We start from the raw sequence: 17,166 nt of genomic DNA, 5'->3' as shown, positions 1-17,166 counted from the left end.
TCGCTGGGGTCTATTACCCTTTTATTCCTCATCGTCTTCTTCTTGGAATTGAGCCATGATTTGCTCAACATGCGCTTCACATTCTTCTTTCGTCCATACTTCACCCATTTCATAAGATGAGTCTTTATCGTCCTGGGTGTCGGTAAGTCCAAAAGCTTGAAGGTAATCGTTGAAAGTAGTACCTTCTTCAAGCTGACGAGTTTGAAAGCCAATGAACGCCATCTTCTTCCACTCATTTAGTTCTTCTTGCTGCTCTTCTTGTGCAATTAATGAAAATAAATCCATTAAACGCGAATAAGGTATGGATAAGACATATTCATCTGTCCATCCATACCGCTTCTGAATCTTATCGAAAGTACGTAACATGTTTTGTTCAGCTTCCTCTAAATATTCATCTGTATCTTCGTTTACGCTTGCATTTGAGCTGCTGCTGGTTTGCTCCATTTCTCGCTCTGAACTTTCACGAGTCCCTTGACCTGGTTGAAAAAAGTCATTAAGTCCTCACTTTCTAATAGGCCCTGTATAACAGCAACCATTGCTTCTGGAGGGAATTGTCGAAACTCTTCTGTTTTTACTTTTAACAAACTAGCAAAGAACTCTGTAAAATCATCCTCACAAGCAGGAATCATTGTTAGGACGCGGAAAGCAAATTCTAATCCTTTTTGTTGCTGTCTCTCTTTAAGTGCAGCTAAATGTGCTTGTTTTTCTTCTTCCGGAAGGTCTTCTGCTGCTTTAGTTAGTTCATCCATTTCTTGCTTATCCTTACCGAAATCAGCGAAGTTGGCCATTGCGCTGCGTCCAACCTTTGAAATGATCTTAGCGAATCGCCAAACATCAGTTACATTTAATCGTCGCATTGATACTTGTACACCTGCGATTGTAATATCTGTACCAGTATTCATCATTTTTTCTAAAATAGAAGCCATTTTGTTCTCTCCTTTTAGCATTTAGCTTGTTTTATGTAATAGAAAACCGACTACCATTTATGCGGTAGCCGGTGCTTTAAGTGCTGCTGTTTTCTTTTTCTTAGGTAAGTAAATTTCATACGGTGGCGTAGATGGTGCAGATTCACTGTAATGACCAATAAACTTACATTTCAAACCAACTGTCCCTTTACCATCTTTTAGATCAACCTCAATAGATGAAACTACCATCGCATTACGAATTACAAAGATAACAGGTGATTCACTTCCCGAAATCATACCGATTAATGCAATATCATGGTAACTTGAATCAGGAATATCATTAGAAGGTTTCATAATATTGTAGTCTGTTTCTGTAGTACTATCTATTGTCATACCAGGTAAAGCTAATTGCAGATTTTCTTTTGTAAACTCTACTAATGTAAGTTCAACATGCGGTTCATCTTTTAATAACCACTTACCGCGCACCATTTTACCTAGTACACCATCAATATCCGCATCGTAATACTCACGGTCAAAACCTACTTTAGTTCCGCCTGTAGTCGCTCCTACAAGTTCACCTAATTCTTTTACACTTTTAAAACCTTTGTACATGACACCAGGACCGATAACAAAATTATCAGTAGTCCCTTCACGGACACCATTAATTAATTTCCAGCTCATTTGTCCTACCCCCTAATACAAGTCCGTTCGCATGGTTCGGACAAGAAATTTAGCATTTATATGAATGATAGATGGGTCTTCATCCGGTACCGGCAGTTTACCTGCACGATGTATAGAAAGTATCCCATCATCTTTTAAACCAACTTCTCTATCTAGTAACTTCTCAATACGTGTAGCAATCAACTTTGCCTTATCATAATCCCCGTTATCACAATACACATCGAAATTCAGAATCATACGATCTATAATTTCAACATCATCCGGATTATCTGCTTCAATTCTCATAACTACATAAGGCATTTCCATATCATCTTGTGCAGTTTGGAATGAAAGAGCAGGGCCTTTGTCCTCGCCTTCACCATATTCAGATAGATTAGTTTTAATTATTTCATCCTTCTCCACGATTGTTCTAATAGCTGCAATAGCGTTAGACATATATTACCCTCCCATCATTCTTTTAAGCTCTCTGCGCTCTTTTTCAAACGCTTTTAATAGGAATGGACGGGCTTCCATGTGACTTGTACCAGCTTCAAGCCATATCGCTTTCTGCAAGTCGCTTCCTACTGCACCCAATACCTCTGATTGTGACCGTTTAACATTGTATTTAATCGAATTTAGCAAATCACCAGTACGAACAGCAGGAGCTTCCCCTGGTTTAGAAGCAGTATACTTACGACTTGTATGAGGTATTTTGTATTGTTTACCGCTACGGCTACCCGTGAGATTCTTCTTAACTTGATTTTGTAAATGAATAGATGCTGCTGTTACTTTTTCAACACACATAGCGTTAATGTGAGTCTTTACTTGCTCCATATTGCTTGAGAACTCAACTTCTACTGAATTAGCCATATAGAATCACACCTTTTCGCAATAAATCTCAATGTGATGATTCATAAATGCAGGATTACGCGGTTCTCCTTTTACTTCAAACGTATAATCAACGCCTAATTCTTCATTTTTAAAATGAATACGATCATTAGGCTTAATTTTGTAAGAAGCAGGTGCATATATCTTAAAAGTTGTATCGAAATTTTGTTTATCACGCTTAAATCTCTCATTATCAGCAGCAGAATTAGTAGTTACGCGGCAAATCATATTTTCATAAATGTCTTCTTCAACTTCTGCATAATTACCAGAGGATTGTTTCTTTTTTGTTTTTCGTTTTACAACTACTTCATGAATATATAAATCCTCCATATCATCAACAAAGTACATACTCATATAGCCATTACCGGCTTAACTCTTGCTCTAAACGCTTTTAAACCATTAAGTATCTTATTATTTGTAGCAGGTTCGTCTAACGCTTCTGGGCTAATCTGGTACGAATAATCCCCTATACTTTCGGATGTCTTCATACCTTTCCGTTGTAATTTAGCACGACCTACTGCAGAAATAACCAAATCAATAATACATTTCCTAATAAGTACCTGCAGATCATCATAATCTTGTATCTTATATTCAAATTCATATAATTGATTTTCGGATAAACCATGAACAATACGGCCATTTACAGTAATAGAATCGGTCATATCTTGTTTCGAACTAACGTGAGTTACTTTTGCTATAGATTCAGCAGGAAAAGAAAGCCAAGCTAGTTTGCTTGTTTGGATGATTTCTATCATTGGATTCTCCGGCTTGACCCTTAAATACTTTTTAGTAATAACCGTATAGTAATCTATTAGTTCTTGAATAACTGTATCAGGTATTTTCTGCACATTTACGCGTTCTTTAATGTCCTGTATGGTAATATCCATTATGTTTCTTTCTCCTTCTTATCGACTTCTTTTACAAGTTCAAAATGTCCAGTACTTACAAGGTAATCAGCTTTATCATTTGCAACTGTTTCTTCTTGGCCATTTTTAAACTTTTGTCCATAAGCGGTGTAAGTGCCACCGTATCGCAGCGTAACTACTTTCATAATTAACACCCCTTTCACGAATGTAAACTATTACATGAAAGTTTACATTCGTATTGTTGGTTTTATTGGTTCTATCTCGTTTTCCATTAAAAACAAGAAAACAGTAAAAAAGTATACATTCAAAACCCTAATAACAAAGAGTTTGTTTCAATAAAAAATACGCCTGGATATTAAGCTCCAAACGTATCTGGAATATTTGTTAGGATTGCTACTGCATCCATTTCTTGAACTACAGCATCATCATCAAAGTGAATTACATAGAAACGTTTATCTTCCATTACTGCAGATTTACCTTCTGTAGTTTTACGAACACGAGTGTCATATGTATTAACCGCAATGAAGTTTTTAGGATCTGCAAGAATAATAACATCGTCTTCTAAAGATGGAACAGTAACAATTCCGTATCCCATTGGTTTATTAACTTGATCCCCTGCTCCAAGTAATGCAGCATCACCAGCGCCAGTAGGACGATTTGTTAAATACTCAATCCATTTCTCTCTACGACTTGGAGACATAATCCAACGTAGGTTGCTGTTTTTATATTTATTTGGCATTGCGCCGGATAAAGCAAAGATAGAACCTTTTCCAAATCCATTTGCCGCTGCTGCTTCACCTGTACCAGTTACTAATTTAGCATGGTCGACAATATGAGACTCTTTCGATTTCTTGATTTTTTTCAACCATCCATCATTGATAGATAACATTCCGTCTGAAGATTCTGTATCACCATTCCAATGTAGATCCTCTAAATCGATACCTAATTGAGTAGACATAAGAGCCATTACAGTATCTTCATAACCTTCACCTTCAATATTTTCACGGAGTAATTCTTCTGTAATCTCCCAAGGTAAGCGAATAGCCTTTGTATTGTATTCAATCTTAGAAGTTTGAACACCTGCGCGGTAATTATCGTCGCTGTTTTCTGTTTTCTTGCGTAAGATACGGCCACCAATTGCGATTTTATCTAATTCACCTTGTTTTGCTTTACGCATTTCTTTACGGTGTAATTGTGAGAATGGCGTTGTATCGAATGCCATTCGGAAGAACTCTTTACTTTGTTCTGGATTTAATAGTCCAGCAGCTGTTCCTCCTGTTGTCATTGCACCTTTTGTAATTCGTTCCATATGAGCTAATAATTCTGCGTTAGTCATTGTCATAGTGATAATCCTCCCCTTACAGGTTTAATCCTGCCCATTTAGATTTTTTAATTTGTTGTTGTCCTGGTGTAAGTTCTTCATCTGGATCTAAACCTTTGCGAATAGAAGCAGCATTTTCGATATTCTCAAGTCGCTTGGTAATTGGCTCTAAAGCCTTTTGAATAACTTCTGCAGCTTTCTCTGCATCTGTTTGCTCTTCTAGTGTAAGATTATCACCTGGAACTTCCTCGCCATTCACTTGTTTCTCAATCTTATCTAACTTAGTAGCTAGTGGTTCTACTGCTTGTTTAACAATCTCTGCAATTTCTTCTGCTTTCATTTCTTCTTCCTCCTCTGTTGAAGCAGCTTCTTTTATTTCGCTAATTAAAGCCAATGCTTCATCTAATTTCGCATGATTCTTTTGGGATAACACTTTCCCAGCTTTTTTAATACTCTCTAGTACAATGCTTTCTGCTTGCGTTTTATCGTCTGCTTTAGCGATGGTATATCCACCTTTAATAGAAGCAAGTACTTCCTTCATATCATCAAGTGCAGCCGTCATACGGTCGATATCGGGATTGTTCTCCCAAATCTCCCAATAGAACACATCTTCGAACAAATCAAAAACAGCACGTAAATCACGATTTTGTTTCCCATCGATAAAACGGTCCTTCACTTCACCTTTTTCGATTCTGTGTGTTTCACCCTTGATGAAATCAAACATTTTACGGATAAATCCTTTTTCTTCATGGGTAAAATCATCATTTTTTGCGATTTCTACACGTTCACCGAATCCCCCCATTGAAAAGCCGGTTACTTCACCTTTTTTGATTTCTTCCCAGGTTTCTGTATCATCAACACGAACAGTCATAAGCCATGTTCCTGCTTTTACTTCTTGTTCGCCTAATGTCATATCACTTTTAGCAATCCAGTTTTCAACAACTGTCCCTTTACCAGCAACTTCATCATGTTGCTTGTCGATGTGTTGGTAATTTTCCATAAAGGTATGTGAAGCTTTTTCAATTTCTTCTGCGGTCATTTTGTCCCCGTGCGAATCTTCAACATCCGGTTCATATACAACGCCTGTAACAAGTTGCTTCTCTTCCTCCGTTTTAAGGATTGGAACTTGTTTCGATATATTAGGTTGTTTAGCAGTTGCACTCTTCATAATGGCAAATTGACGACCGTTCGCACCTTTTGTAACTAATGAAATATAGCTAATCTCGGCGTTTTTCAGTTCATATCCCACCGTTTTACCTCCTTCCCTATAAATATTGGGGTTCCACTGTCAAAACGCATAACAGCCAATTTAAAGCCTTATACGTTTTGACGATGAAACCCCAATCAATAGGTTTATTTCTGTTACTCTTCTGAAATCATAGTGCAGCGGCAATGAGGATGAGCTGGTGGACACATCTTTCCATTGTTAAATGATTCATCAATATCTACCGTTTCACCATGTAAACCGCCACATTCTTTACAAACACGCTCGTCGTTTCCTGTAAGCCATGTTTTTTTATTTCTATTTGCACCCTTATAAGCAATTAGATTGCCGTAATTCATTGCATAGGTTGTTTCTGTACGTGCAATCATCATTGCTCTGTAGTTACTGGCTTCTGACATTACATCTGCAATAGAAACGCTTAATGCATCGACACCCATCCCTTCACTAAGATTGTTTAACATGACTTCTCTTAATCTATCTTTAGTTGTTTCATGAATGCCTTTTGCTAATTCGAATGCATAAGCAGCGACCCACTTTGCAGCAACGTCACCAATTGGATCTAATACCATCCAAGTTAAACCGTTTGATGCAATGGTACTTTGTACAAACTCTGTAACATCATCCTGTAGTGTGTCCGTGACTTCATCGACAAACATTTGTCGTTCCTCGTCCCAATCCACACTATCCAAGAACTCATCAACTTCTGCTTCTGCAATTACAAAATCAATCTCTTCATCTGCTTTCTTAATAGGAATTACGGGAAGCAGGTTTAGGAGCCTATTTCCCTGTTCGGAAAAAAATCAGCTACCTTCTTTTGCATGACCTTCTCTACTTCTTCATGCTTTTCCCTAAATGTATTAATAGCAATTATGCTCTCTTGCTCATTGTCTGCTGATTTTACAATAGGTTCGAATTGAGAAGCTGCTGTTCCACCTTCAAAGAATGTATCCCCATCTGCTACAGGTTCATAACCTACTACTTTACGAGATTCATTCCGCGTTAATATACGTTTTTCATAACCATCAGCTGCATATAACATATCAGCTTCACGATCATCCGTATCAATTTCGTTTAATTTGAAATGCCAATCTAAACCACCTAGTATTTCAGCAAATACACGGAATAATTGATTGTTCAATCGATGTTCTAAGATTTCTTGACCAGGCTCTATAATAGAGCGTTTGTACATCTCGTTCATTTCTTTAGCAGTTGTTTGCCCTAATGAACCTGTCATAGCCCAACCGATACGATAAGGCGGTACACGATGGGCCACACATATCTCCATTGCGTTATCTTGCTTATATAAACGAAAACTACCTTCTTTTACATCTGGACTTATTTTCTCTAATCTAGCTTTTGCTCCTTCTGGTACTGGAACAACTGCTAATTTATGATGTTCGCCTTTTGCTTCAACAGAGAAAAACGCCTTTAGTTCTTTTTCTACCGAATCATCTATTTCATCGACTCCCTCAACAAATAGAAGGGCATCTGGAATAGTTTTACCTGTAAAATAGTTAATGTTGTAATCTCTTACTGCTTGCGATCCAACTATAGAACCGATAGAACTTACATAGTTAGGTATCCCATAGTAAGAAGAACGTGAACCGAATTTACGAATAACAATTACTTCTCCTGCTTTTTCAGTTCCACTTTCTGCAATATCTTCTGCATTTAGCTCCCTACCATCAGCAAGACGGAAATCATCGGGATAACCGAACTTTTTAAACCATCGTTCTTTGTTATTTACAATTTGAGCAAAGCGTACTTTATCTTTATGAGCACGTACCGTATGAGCTGGGATATGATACAACTGTGACGGCTCGCCTTTCATATTACGAATGACTTCGATAATTCCCCAGCCAACTGTTTCATAATCTTCCCATACGGCTCTAATAATCTCTGAACTTGTCATTTCTGGATTACAGTGTCTCATAAATTGTTTTAATGCTTCATATTGCTCTTGCTTCGCTTCTTTCTTTTCTTCAAAAGGTGCAAAATCAAAACCAACACCTGCAATATCATCTACCTTTGCACTAATACATGCAGAATGAATAGGGTTACTTTCTTTTATATCTAATAGAACTTTCATATCATATGGAGGTTTGACTAATCCCTTATCACCATATATTTGTGCGAATGGATCAACGGTCATTTGTTTGCTGTGATCTTCCTTATTCTTCGGATCATCTGCAGCTTTATTAATGCTGAATACTTTTACATTCTTCATGGTTTTCTTGTCACTCATAGCGTTTGTATATCCCCCTTTCTACTATTGATAAAGAGCAAAAGAAATAGCCGAACAATAAATGTCCGACTACACTCTTTTAACTTTCCCACCCATAACTTTCTTCGGTTTCGTGAAGAAATGCTCCAATGCTTGAGAAGTCGTATCTACCTGATCATCGTGCTTACCGGAAGGGAAAGAAACCATCTCATCTATATAATCATGTACCCATGTATGCATCTTAGGGTTTGGTATATAAATATTACCTGATTGAAATTCTGGCGAAATAGCTTCTGCACGCGCTTCTTTTGAACCTTGTGGGCTAATAGGTATAATACCGCTAATCTCACTTTTTAATGAACTGATAATTGCAGGACCATTCGCTTTTTTCTCAACAAGCTTTGGTATAGATTTCTTAAATCCGCCATTTCTAATAATGGTTTCATATTTATTATGGAAAACTTCGAATGCCTTTTTCGTTTCTGGAAAGTTCATTTGCGCCCTTACCTGGTCAATTAAATACTTATCTGCATTTATTTTCCCCCATATTTGGCCAACAACATATGAACTATTGCTTGTAGCATTATCAAACGCCATATCCCATGATGTAATAATTTGATCGAACTCTTCCCATTTAGGTAACACATCATAATACTGCATCCATTTCCTTTTAAATATGCTTCCTGTATCGCTAGAAGGTTTTTGCTGCCATAAAGAAAGCCAAGAACGCGCAGAAGAAGAGTCTTTCTTATCGTCATAATACTCTTGGCCATAATGTGATACCCATAAACCTTGACCGATTTCCCTACCAAGCAGATCATCTTTCGTATCAGCAACAGCAGGAATAGAAAGAACCGTCCATTTTTCCGGCTCCTTTTCTAACAATCTACCTGCAAGATCATCTTCGTGCCAACGAGTTAAAATAAGAATAACCTTTGCGCCTTTTTGTAAACGTGTAGATAATGTATCTTCCCATTCATCCCATAACCTATTACGATAGGTGGTTGATTCGGCTTCTTGCCGGTTTTTAATTGGATCATCGACAATCATTAAATCTGCACCTTCACCGGTAATAGAACCACCTACACCAACTGATAACATACCGCCTAATTTACCTTGTATAGCCCAATCAGTAACAGACGCTTGTCTCTCATCAATGCTAATTCCAAAAATCTCTTGTCCGAACTCTTCCACTTTAGCGCGATTACGTCTACCGAACTTTTCTGCAAGACTAGCAGCATATGAAACTTCGATCACTCGTTTATTCGGATTGCATCCTAAATACCAACTTGGAAGCGTTTCGGTAATAGATTGTGACTTAGAGTGTCGCGGTGGCATAAATACCATTAATCGATTTGTTGCTAATTTATCCTCTAATAAGTTCTGGCACGCCTTTGTAATCAGTTTCGTATGATCTGCATGTTTATAAAATCCTTTATGAGCGTACTGAACGTAAAAAGGGATAGTTAGCTTTCGCTAATTCACGAAATACGTTTTCATCCAACATCTCTTGAACATCCACCATATTTCTCCCTCACTTTCATCCTGAACCCTTATTCTCTTGAACTTTTTCATATAATTTCATAGCTAAATCCAAGGCATCATCACTTGAATTTATCTTTTGAGCTATCTCACCTCGCTTAACTGTTGATTGGCCCAAATGTTTTTTATCTGTATCTGATTTGTATTTATCTATTTGCGCTTGCATCAAAGCAAGTTTCTTTTCATGCTCTGCTTTCTGTAACTCTAACTTTTCACGTTCCATTGTTGCTTTATTAATCCGCGTTTCGATTTTCGATATTGTATCAAGTGCTTTTACAATAGCAGCCGTGTAAAAATCATCTTTCAGCTTATATTCAATTAGATCACCACCAACAAGACGTCGCTTTTGTTGATCCTCCATTAATTTAGCTAATTTAAAACGAGCTACTTGTAATTCTTGTTCTTGCCCCTCAATATCTTGGGATAAATCGAATAGGCGTTTATCTTCTTCAGATAAGTTCTCATAAACAATAGTGGCGTATAAGCCATGAGTAACAGCATTCTTATTACCAGGTGGAGCAGAGCCACCAGAATTACCGACAGCATTTTTATTGCCCTTTTTGGCTCCACCACGATTGTTTACAGCATTCTTATTACCTTTGGGTGCTCCTGGTTTCTTTTTGGAGTACTCCGTATCTTTCTTTGGAGTACTCCGTTCATTTTTTTGGAGTACTCCGTTTAATTTGTCTATCCATTCATCTTTTGATTTCCATCCCCCAACTGTTTTTTCGCTTACAGTTTTTTCGGATGTAGACAACAATTCGGCAATTTTACGATTCGTAATATCACCATTATGTTCTTTAAATATTTCATACGCTTTGTTACGGTCTGGACTTCGTTGTCTGGCCATAATTACATAACACCTGCCCCCTTATCCAATTGTTTGCACTTCCTTCTCTAAACACTCAATGCATATATGAGCATTACCCGTATTCACTTCACGGATATATGTATTATCAAAATGAGTAATAGTTAATGGCATTTTTAATGTCCACATGCAAGGCTCATTACAAACAGAGCATGTAGGAACGTTTATAGTTTCTTCTTCCATTTACACCACCTCACGCTAATCGCTTCACAAAATAAAAAAGCAGCGAATTCGCTACTTTAAATTTTTCGTATTTTTTTCTTCTTCATTTATGTATCTATATAAAGTTGCCCTTGAAACATTGAACATCTTACAGACATCAACTTTAGGTAACCCTTGTTCAACCATTTTTAGCATACCCTCTATCTGTTCCGGAGTATGAGCACGTTTGCGACCACCTTGTTTTCCTCGTTCTTTTGCAGCAGCTACGCCACTAACAACACGTTCATTAATAACCTCGCGTTCCATTTCAGCCATTGCACCAAATATATGAAATAAAAACCTTCCCATTGTTGTAGATGTATCAATACCATCTTTAATAGAAACAAAGTGAATTTCCTTATCATTAAATTCTTGCAATAAATTAACTAACTGGTGCATGGTTCTTCCTAAACGATCTAACTTGTAAACAACCAATGTATCACCTTTGCGAAGTTTGCTAAGTAATAATTGAAGCTCTTTTCTGTCCTTTTTCGCTCCGCTTTCTTTTTCTGTAACTATTTCTTCACAACCATAACGGTTTAATTCATCCAATTGCATATCTAAATTTTGTTTTTTAGTAGAAACCCTAGCATATCCGAATATCATGCACCATCATCCCTTGTTATTTGATATAAAAAGTGTATCAAATTCCTGTATCAAAATCAATTATTAATTGAGACATAGTTTTGAGACATTTCTTATACCATTTTTATAGGTTTTAAGGCCCATATATTGAGTGTCTCATAATGTTTTGTTTTTGAGACACTAGTTTTCGGACAAAATAAGTTGTAATCCACTCGTCATCCCTTTAATTAGTTCAAATTCCTTTTCGTTAGATTGAGCTAATAATTTACCGATTACCTTCTGATCTGAATAAGCTAGTAAAAAAGTAGATATATAAGCTAGTGCATTTACGTATTCTGTAGCATCTTTACTTTCGTTATTTGCATGAGCAGTATAATGTACATTTGGCACTATCATCACCTCTTACAATATTTGGTTTGTGTTGAGTTTGTTTTGTTTTCACATGAACACTTGAACCACTCTTCAAACCGCTCTCTATTTATCACCCATGTTCCACCAATCTTTTTAGATTCAACAGCACCTGCTGCACATAGATTTTTTATATGACCAGGAGAAAGGCCGCTAATAAGATGAGCATCATTAACACCAATAACATTATCTAGTACTGCATATGGTTTCAAATCAACATCTTCCCATTTAACACCATACATCCCTATACCAAATTCATTCACTTTTGTTTTATCTGCTATTCCTTCTAAACGATCTAATACAATAGCATTAATTAGCTCCCATGTAACTGCACCAGATAAAACTCGTGTCTTTAATTCTGTTGTTAAATCATTTAATACTTCTGCTTCCAGTTCACTCACCTCAAATAACTATCATTCGTTTTATAAAACCATTTATTATGTAATAATTACACATCAATAAAAAAACACCCATAACGGATGCATGTTTACTCTTATTTCTCTCCCAACCACCGCACTCTTACATTTTTGACTACGCGTCTCACGTCAGTGGCTAGGAGAGAAGCAAAAGTTCTCCCAGGAATTTTTTAATTTATGGCGGTATTTCCGTACCCCTTTAAATTGACACCTTAATGGTTGGCAGATATCAACTTAAAGGAGAACAGAAGCTCTCCTCCATTTAGACCATTTAAATTAATGAAGTTTTGAAGACTATTCTAATTGCGTATTGAAATCAAGAACTACATACAAAGTGAGGTACGCAACTCCTTACTCGCATGTTTAGTAAAATCCTCTTACAGATAAGGGAGAGCAACGCTATACGTTCACTTAATCACTTATCTATAAGAGCTGGTTTCGGTCTCTCATATATAAGGGGCATTATGACGACAAATTTCGACATTTTTTTCAAAGAGAATTTATTATGGGAATACGTTATTTTCAAAAAAGGGGGGCTGTTACAAATGTGGAGAAATATAGAAAATCACTGAAAATGATTGCACTTTGGGTTAACATAGTATTATGGGTAACTTTCCTAAGTAAGTATTTAAGGGGTGAATAATTTGAGTTTCACATATAAGAGACCGTTAATTTTTATAGTCCTACTGTATATTGTATTGGTAGCTTTTAACTATGCAAATCATAATCAATTTAATTGGTTTGAAAACCTTATAAAAACACTATTTATAGTAGTGTTTTTTGAAATTATGATGTGGTTATTTTCTTCAAAAAAAACAACCTCTAGAAAATAAGAGGTTGTTTTTTATCAATCACCATGTTTTTCCTGTCCAGCCTTCTTCTTCATAAATACATGTACCTAGATACCAAGCAAGCTGACCAGCTAAACCAATTAAATTACCTTTGACGCCTAATCTAATCATTTTTCTAGCTGCTAATTCATATTCTTTGTTAGTAATATTAGCAATAATAGAACCTATAAAGCCTACTGATAGAAATTCTTTATAATTTGCTATAAGTTTTCTTTCTATACAGTTATCTACAGCTTCCGTTTCTTGTTTGAATGGATCTTCATAGCCAGGTGGTGTATTTACACGTTGGATTTCTTGTCTCAATTGTTCTAATTCTTCAGTTTTACCATATTTGTTTTCTATCATATCAATATCAATATCTACTACTCTTCCATGTTTATCTTTAATTGCAGCTTCTTCAACAACAAATTTCAATTGTGCAGCTACTTCTTGTACTAATTTTTCTTCTTCACTATTAATCTCTTGAGCTTTGGAGATTCCAGCGAAAGAAGTTGTAAACAAAGCGAGTACGAGAGCCATTGATACAATATTTCTTAATAAAGTCTTCATTTTTAATCCCATCCCTTTTCCTTATTTATGCTTTTTTACCGGTATTTTCTAGCACAACTCCATCTTAATACATAAAGCTATAAAAATATATACCCTTCAGAAAGCGGAAAAATGATGAAATCCAACGATTATAACCTTTAAAACTGCGGTTTCAAGATAATTCCAATTTAATTATTTAAATATTCTGTGTTTTATTTATCAATTTAATTGTGGATATAGATATAATGTTAGATGGTAGATTAACTGTCTTTAAGAGCACGATTTTTTTGGCCCCTATCTTATACAAAATAGACTTCCACTCAATCTTTCACCAATCTTTTTATCCGCTCGTTTTAAATATTCTTGAACAGTAGTTCTTTGCAATTTTAAATAATTGGAAATTTTATCTTGTGTAAATCCATACCCTCTAGACATTACATATATCTCCTTTTCTCTTTCAGTCAGAGTTGATAATGCATCCTCTAGCTGTATACGATCCCATTCAGAAATAACACTCTCTTTCACTTCTGTATCCCATTCATATACTGGCATTTCAGTACTACGTACATACCTTTGCATTAATAATGGATCACATGGCTTCTCACGCTCATATGCAGCTCTACGTTCAATCCCTCTCTTTTTATCTGGCTGTTTAGCAGTACGCATCCATTCCAGGGCATAATTAATATCGCTAATCATTTCATTAGTAATACTTATATCCTTTTCTGTTGCGCCCACCTTAGATGCTTCTAAATGCTTTCTTGTTTCGGTATACTGCTTCATTAAATCTTTCATAATTCAGGTTCCTCCTTTTATATAAAAAGAGGACGCTGAATTATATATAGGAAGAAATGCTTTCCTATGCATAATCAACGCCCTCTAAATGTGGACTATTACTTTCATTATTTTTTATTTATCCTTTTAATACGGTATGTGAAATTTTTATCTTAGATTTCGCTTTTTCAATTGCTCACTTATATAACTTGGATCTCGTATACCAAGTTCTTTTGCTATCTGTACATTAGTCATTCCAGTCTCTTGCATTATTAATATTTTTTCACATAAAACATCCCATTCCGCTTTCGTTCTCTTTTTTGGCTGATCACCTACATAGGTGCCCCCTAAAGCAGTACCTAATTTATTCATCTGTTTACCTATATCACAATTATGTAAACAATGACTTGGTTTGTATTGATACTCACATCTCTTACAATGATGGTCCTGTAAATTTATTATCTTTATGCGTACGGTTCTTTTATTGATACTTCTCGTTTGTTCCATCAGCTGCAAAGTGGCCAATCTAATTTATCTACATGTACCAAGTAATCTACGAGAGCACGATCAGTTCTTTCTACTACATACGCATGTTTCTCAAATTCTTCCCTTGGAATGGATTTACGGCCACCATCGTATAACATAGCTTCATAGTATTCTGCTACTAATGAAACTGGAACAAAATAGATAATCTGATCTTCTCTGAATTCTATTAAAAAGAAACAAATAGCTCCTTGCTCTTGCGTATCTTTTAAATAATCAATTTGATGTCTACCTATATTGTCTAATGGAAATCTTGTTGTTTCTTTTGTAGATTTTGCTTCAAAGTACACTGCTCTTCCTTTATATACACCATCGTAATCTACTGTAGATTTGCTTTCCCATGCACTTTTTGTTATTTCACCTTTTTTATTCGTTTTTATAACTTTCACCGGTGTTGGACGTTTATTGAAAATACCTACATTCGCTGATTTATACATACGGCATGTAATGTTTAATAAAAGCTCAAATGCCATTCCTCTATTCCCGTATCCCATGCTGCTCCCTCTCTTTCTATTTAATAACTCCACGTTTAACAAATATGTTTCGCCATGTTGTGTCCACTCTATGTTTCTCAAATAAAAAAGACGCTAAACGAGTGCTTTATGCACTTATTTAGCGTCCTCAGGATTTCCTTACTTGGACATTAAATCACGTCTTGTATTACTTAATCTAACTAAATTATCCTCAATGTTTCTAGCGTATGACAAAATATTCGAATCGATATCTATCGCCTTTTCTATATCTTCCTTATCAATTGACAAATGATTAATAAACTGTGAACTTTGTAACACGTCATTATATATAATTAATTCTAAAGCTGAATTAAAAGCTTGAGGTTTTCTCATAACAAAAACCTCATCTAAGGGCTCTTTTTGTTTCCAGCCTAACGCGGATACTTTTCTCATTAAGTATTGATATTGATTATAATTAATCGCATCTAAATTACGTGCTCTGATTATCATCATTTGAATGGAAACTTTCCATTTCTTTTTCAATTCTATATAATATTCCAATTTATTAGGGTAATGAAGATCTGATAAAAATGCATTTTTAGGTAATAGAAAAGCTGCTGCGAACTCGTTAGCTTCATTTTCCATTTGTGCAAATTCTTCAGTGCTCAATTCATCTACTACTAAATTTTCTTTATGCAAACATATATGTCCTAATTCATGTGCAGCATTAAATTGTCTTCTCGCAAATGATTGTTTGTCATTTGTTAACACTACAACAAATCTATCAAGACCATTTATTAACTGATGTTGACAATATGCATCAATCTTAAATTGATTACTTTCGTAGCTAGTCACTATTATCCCATTTTGTTCTAATTCGTAAATGATGTTATCTATTGGTTCCATCCCTAAGCCCCAAAATTCTCTTAATTGGATTGCTGCTTCTTCTGGATTATCACTTATTTTTTGTGGCAAATTCAGTTTTGGAAAATCCACATACTCCTCTAACACATCATATATTTCTGTTATTAACAAAGAATGGACCTCTTGCATTTTTAAACTTTTTTTGGTTGCTGTGGAACTTGCTCTAAAAAATGTATTTTCAACTGCAGCATTAAAATTCCCTTTGTAAAAGAAATCTCTAGGAAATTTTAAAACAGTAATTATTTTAAAAAGAGTATCAATTCCTGGAACCGATTTTCCGTTTTCATATTGTGATACCATTTGCTTTGTAACATCTATTTCTGCAGCTAAATCGGTGATAGTTAACCCTCTATAAATTCTTGCTGCCTTCAATCTATTGGGATTAAATGCTAAGGCTCCCATCTAAATACTCCTCCTCTTATTCCTCCCCTTTGATATCCTTTTTCTTCTCCAGTTTTATAATTAGCTTTTCTTTCCCTTGTAATTGATTTTTAATCGCCGTTTTTAATTTAACACTTACTTGCTTAGTTTGTTGATCATTGTCTAAGCTATTTTGAGATGCTATTTTATTTTCAGGAATAGTAAAGATTGGTCTATGAACTGTTAAATCATCAATTCCATTTATAGGAATGAGATTCAAACTAGAAGGACGAAAAGCTTCTATTGCAGATACATTTTCAGTAAACTTATCAAAGTCATACACAATTAACACTGAAGACACCACTTTCCATCCAAACAAATACTCCTTAGCTTTTTCCTTCGCATACTTCTTTTTAACAGCTAATTCATTATTAAAACCAATATCGTCTATTATAGAAAATAAGCTATGTCCTTCTTCTTCTGGATTAGACTGTGCATATATAAAGGTATAATGTGGAGGAACCTCTGGGTCTATCGCTTCTTTTTTTATAACTTTATACCTATCTTTACTAACTAAACAATATAGTTCGTATGACATTTTATCAAAGACTAAAATGTGTGCTTC

General features: G+C 35.5%; 24 protein-coding genes and 1 pseudogene. All 25 read right to left on the bottom strand.

What is annotated here, in order from left to right; translation table 11 throughout:
• Positions 1-21 precede the first annotated feature (21 nt).
• Complete coding sequence (locus tag ILT06_RS30495) at positions 22-444, bottom strand: hypothetical protein (RefSeq protein WP_222655863.1); 423 nt, start codon at positions 442-444, stop codon at positions 22-24.
• The gene (locus ILT06_RS30490) at positions 408-926 is read right to left on the bottom strand and encodes a hypothetical protein (RefSeq protein ID WP_222655862.1); all 519 of its coding nucleotides are present in this window, start codon (positions 924-926) and stop codon (positions 408-410) included. Before ILT06_RS30490 ends, ILT06_RS30495 begins: the two co-directional genes overlap by 37 nt.
• A gap of 57 nt (positions 927-983) precedes the next feature.
• Positions 984-1,586 (bottom strand): hypothetical protein, encoded by a 603-nt coding sequence (locus tag ILT06_RS30485; protein WP_222655861.1) that lies wholly within the window; start codon positions 1,584-1,586, stop codon positions 984-986.
• Between the two features lie 12 nt (positions 1,587-1,598).
• Complete coding sequence (locus ILT06_RS30480) at positions 1,599-2,021, bottom strand: hypothetical protein (protein WP_222655860.1); 423 nt, start codon at positions 2,019-2,021, stop codon at positions 1,599-1,601.
• A gap of 3 nt (positions 2,022-2,024) precedes the next feature.
• On the bottom strand, positions 2,025-2,435 hold the full coding sequence (locus tag ILT06_RS30475; RefSeq protein WP_222655859.1) for an HK97-gp10 family putative phage morphogenesis protein: 411 nt from the start codon (positions 2,433-2,435) through the stop codon (positions 2,025-2,027).
• A 6-nt stretch (positions 2,436-2,441) separates the two neighbouring features.
• Positions 2,442-2,807, bottom strand: coding sequence for a hypothetical protein (locus ILT06_RS30470; RefSeq protein ID WP_222655858.1), 366 nt, complete (start codon positions 2,805-2,807; stop codon positions 2,442-2,444).
• A complete protein-coding gene (locus tag ILT06_RS30465; RefSeq protein ID WP_222655857.1) occupies positions 2,804-3,340 on the bottom strand; it encodes a hypothetical protein in 537 nt (178 codons plus the stop codon). The genes ILT06_RS30470 and ILT06_RS30465 overlap by 4 nt, the downstream gene beginning before the upstream one ends.
• Positions 3,340-3,504, bottom strand: a complete 165-nt coding sequence (locus ILT06_RS30460) for a YqbF domain-containing protein (RefSeq protein WP_000869887.1) — start codon at positions 3,502-3,504, stop codon at positions 3,340-3,342. The genes ILT06_RS30465 and ILT06_RS30460 overlap by 1 nt, the downstream gene beginning before the upstream one ends.
• Before the next feature lie 170 nt (positions 3,505-3,674).
• Positions 3,675-4,661, bottom strand: coding sequence for a phage major capsid family protein (locus tag ILT06_RS30455; protein WP_002141527.1), 987 nt, complete (start codon positions 4,659-4,661; stop codon positions 3,675-3,677).
• A 16-nt stretch (positions 4,662-4,677) separates the two neighbouring features.
• The gene (locus ILT06_RS30450) at positions 4,678-5,889 is read right to left on the bottom strand and encodes an XkdF-like putative serine protease domain-containing protein (RefSeq protein WP_222655856.1); all 1,212 of its coding nucleotides are present in this window, start codon (positions 5,887-5,889) and stop codon (positions 4,678-4,680) included.
• Positions 5,890-6,002: 113 nt separating this feature from the next.
• Positions 6,003-6,521: a phage head morphogenesis protein gene (locus ILT06_RS30445; protein WP_222655903.1), complete on the bottom strand. Its 519-nt coding sequence runs from the start codon at positions 6,519-6,521 to the stop codon at positions 6,003-6,005.
• Positions 6,522-6,634: 113 nt separating this feature from the next.
• The gene (locus ILT06_RS30440) at positions 6,635-8,110 is read right to left on the bottom strand and encodes a phage portal protein (RefSeq protein ID WP_222655855.1); all 1,476 of its coding nucleotides are present in this window, start codon (positions 8,108-8,110) and stop codon (positions 6,635-6,637) included.
• Between the two features lie 69 nt (positions 8,111-8,179).
• Positions 8,180-9,436, bottom strand: coding sequence for a phage terminase large subunit (gene terL, locus ILT06_RS30435; protein ID WP_261784585.1), 1,257 nt, complete (start codon positions 9,434-9,436; stop codon positions 8,180-8,182).
• A gap of 193 nt (positions 9,437-9,629) precedes the next feature.
• Positions 9,630-10,481 carry a phage terminase small subunit-related protein gene (locus ILT06_RS32755; RefSeq protein ID WP_261784584.1) on the bottom strand — a complete coding sequence of 284 codons (852 nt, stop codon included), beginning with the start codon at positions 10,479-10,481 and terminating at the stop codon, positions 9,630-9,632.
• 21 nt (positions 10,482-10,502) lie between these two features.
• Complete coding sequence (locus ILT06_RS30425; protein ID WP_222655854.1) at positions 10,503-10,682, bottom strand: hypothetical protein; 180 nt, start codon at positions 10,680-10,682, stop codon at positions 10,503-10,505.
• 51 nt (positions 10,683-10,733) lie between these two features.
• Positions 10,734-11,306 carry a recombinase family protein gene (locus ILT06_RS30420; protein ID WP_222655853.1) on the bottom strand — a complete coding sequence of 191 codons (573 nt, stop codon included), beginning with the start codon at positions 11,304-11,306 and terminating at the stop codon, positions 10,734-10,736.
• Positions 11,307-11,465: 159 nt separating this feature from the next.
• The gene (locus ILT06_RS30415) at positions 11,466-11,681 is read right to left on the bottom strand and encodes a hypothetical protein (protein ID WP_222655852.1); all 216 of its coding nucleotides are present in this window, start codon (positions 11,679-11,681) and stop codon (positions 11,466-11,468) included.
• Complete coding sequence (locus tag ILT06_RS30410) at positions 11,681-12,085, bottom strand: helix-turn-helix domain-containing protein (RefSeq protein WP_222655902.1); 405 nt, start codon at positions 12,083-12,085, stop codon at positions 11,681-11,683. The genes ILT06_RS30415 and ILT06_RS30410 overlap by 1 nt, the downstream gene beginning before the upstream one ends.
• Before the next feature lie 875 nt (positions 12,086-12,960).
• Positions 12,961-13,521 (bottom strand): hypothetical protein, encoded by a 561-nt coding sequence (locus tag ILT06_RS30405; protein ID WP_000523414.1) that lies wholly within the window; start codon positions 13,519-13,521, stop codon positions 12,961-12,963.
• Positions 13,522-13,782: 261 nt separating this feature from the next.
• Positions 13,783-14,283, bottom strand: a complete 501-nt coding sequence (locus ILT06_RS30400; RefSeq protein WP_222655851.1) for a sigma-70 family RNA polymerase sigma factor — start codon at positions 14,281-14,283, stop codon at positions 13,783-13,785.
• Between the two features lie 147 nt (positions 14,284-14,430).
• Complete coding sequence (locus ILT06_RS30395; protein WP_222655850.1) at positions 14,431-14,769, bottom strand: zinc-finger domain-containing protein; 339 nt, start codon at positions 14,767-14,769, stop codon at positions 14,431-14,433.
• Positions 14,769-15,299, bottom strand: coding sequence for a Holliday junction resolvase RecU (locus ILT06_RS30390; protein ID WP_222655849.1), 531 nt, complete (start codon positions 15,297-15,299; stop codon positions 14,769-14,771). Before ILT06_RS30390 ends, ILT06_RS30395 begins: the two co-directional genes overlap by 1 nt.
• 16 nt (positions 15,300-15,315) lie before the next feature.
• Positions 15,316-15,378, bottom strand: a pseudogene (locus tag ILT06_RS30385) (DUF3983 domain-containing protein); the annotation flags it as partial.
• Between the two features lie 59 nt (positions 15,379-15,437).
• A complete protein-coding gene (locus ILT06_RS30380; protein ID WP_222655848.1) occupies positions 15,438-16,583 on the bottom strand; it encodes a helix-turn-helix domain-containing protein in 1,146 nt (381 codons plus the stop codon).
• A 16-nt stretch (positions 16,584-16,599) separates the two neighbouring features.
• On the bottom strand, positions 16,600-17,166 hold a 567-nt coding region (locus ILT06_RS30375), incomplete at its 5' end, for a hypothetical protein (protein ID WP_222655847.1).

Source organism: Bacillus sp. 17RED48 (assembly GCF_019837545.1).
Classification (GTDB): Bacteria; Bacillota; Bacilli; order Bacillales; family Bacillaceae_G; genus Bacillus_A; species Bacillus_A wiedmannii.
The sequence above is the reverse complement of the archived record's forward strand: the minus strand, read 5'-3'. Positions and strand labels throughout refer to the sequence as shown.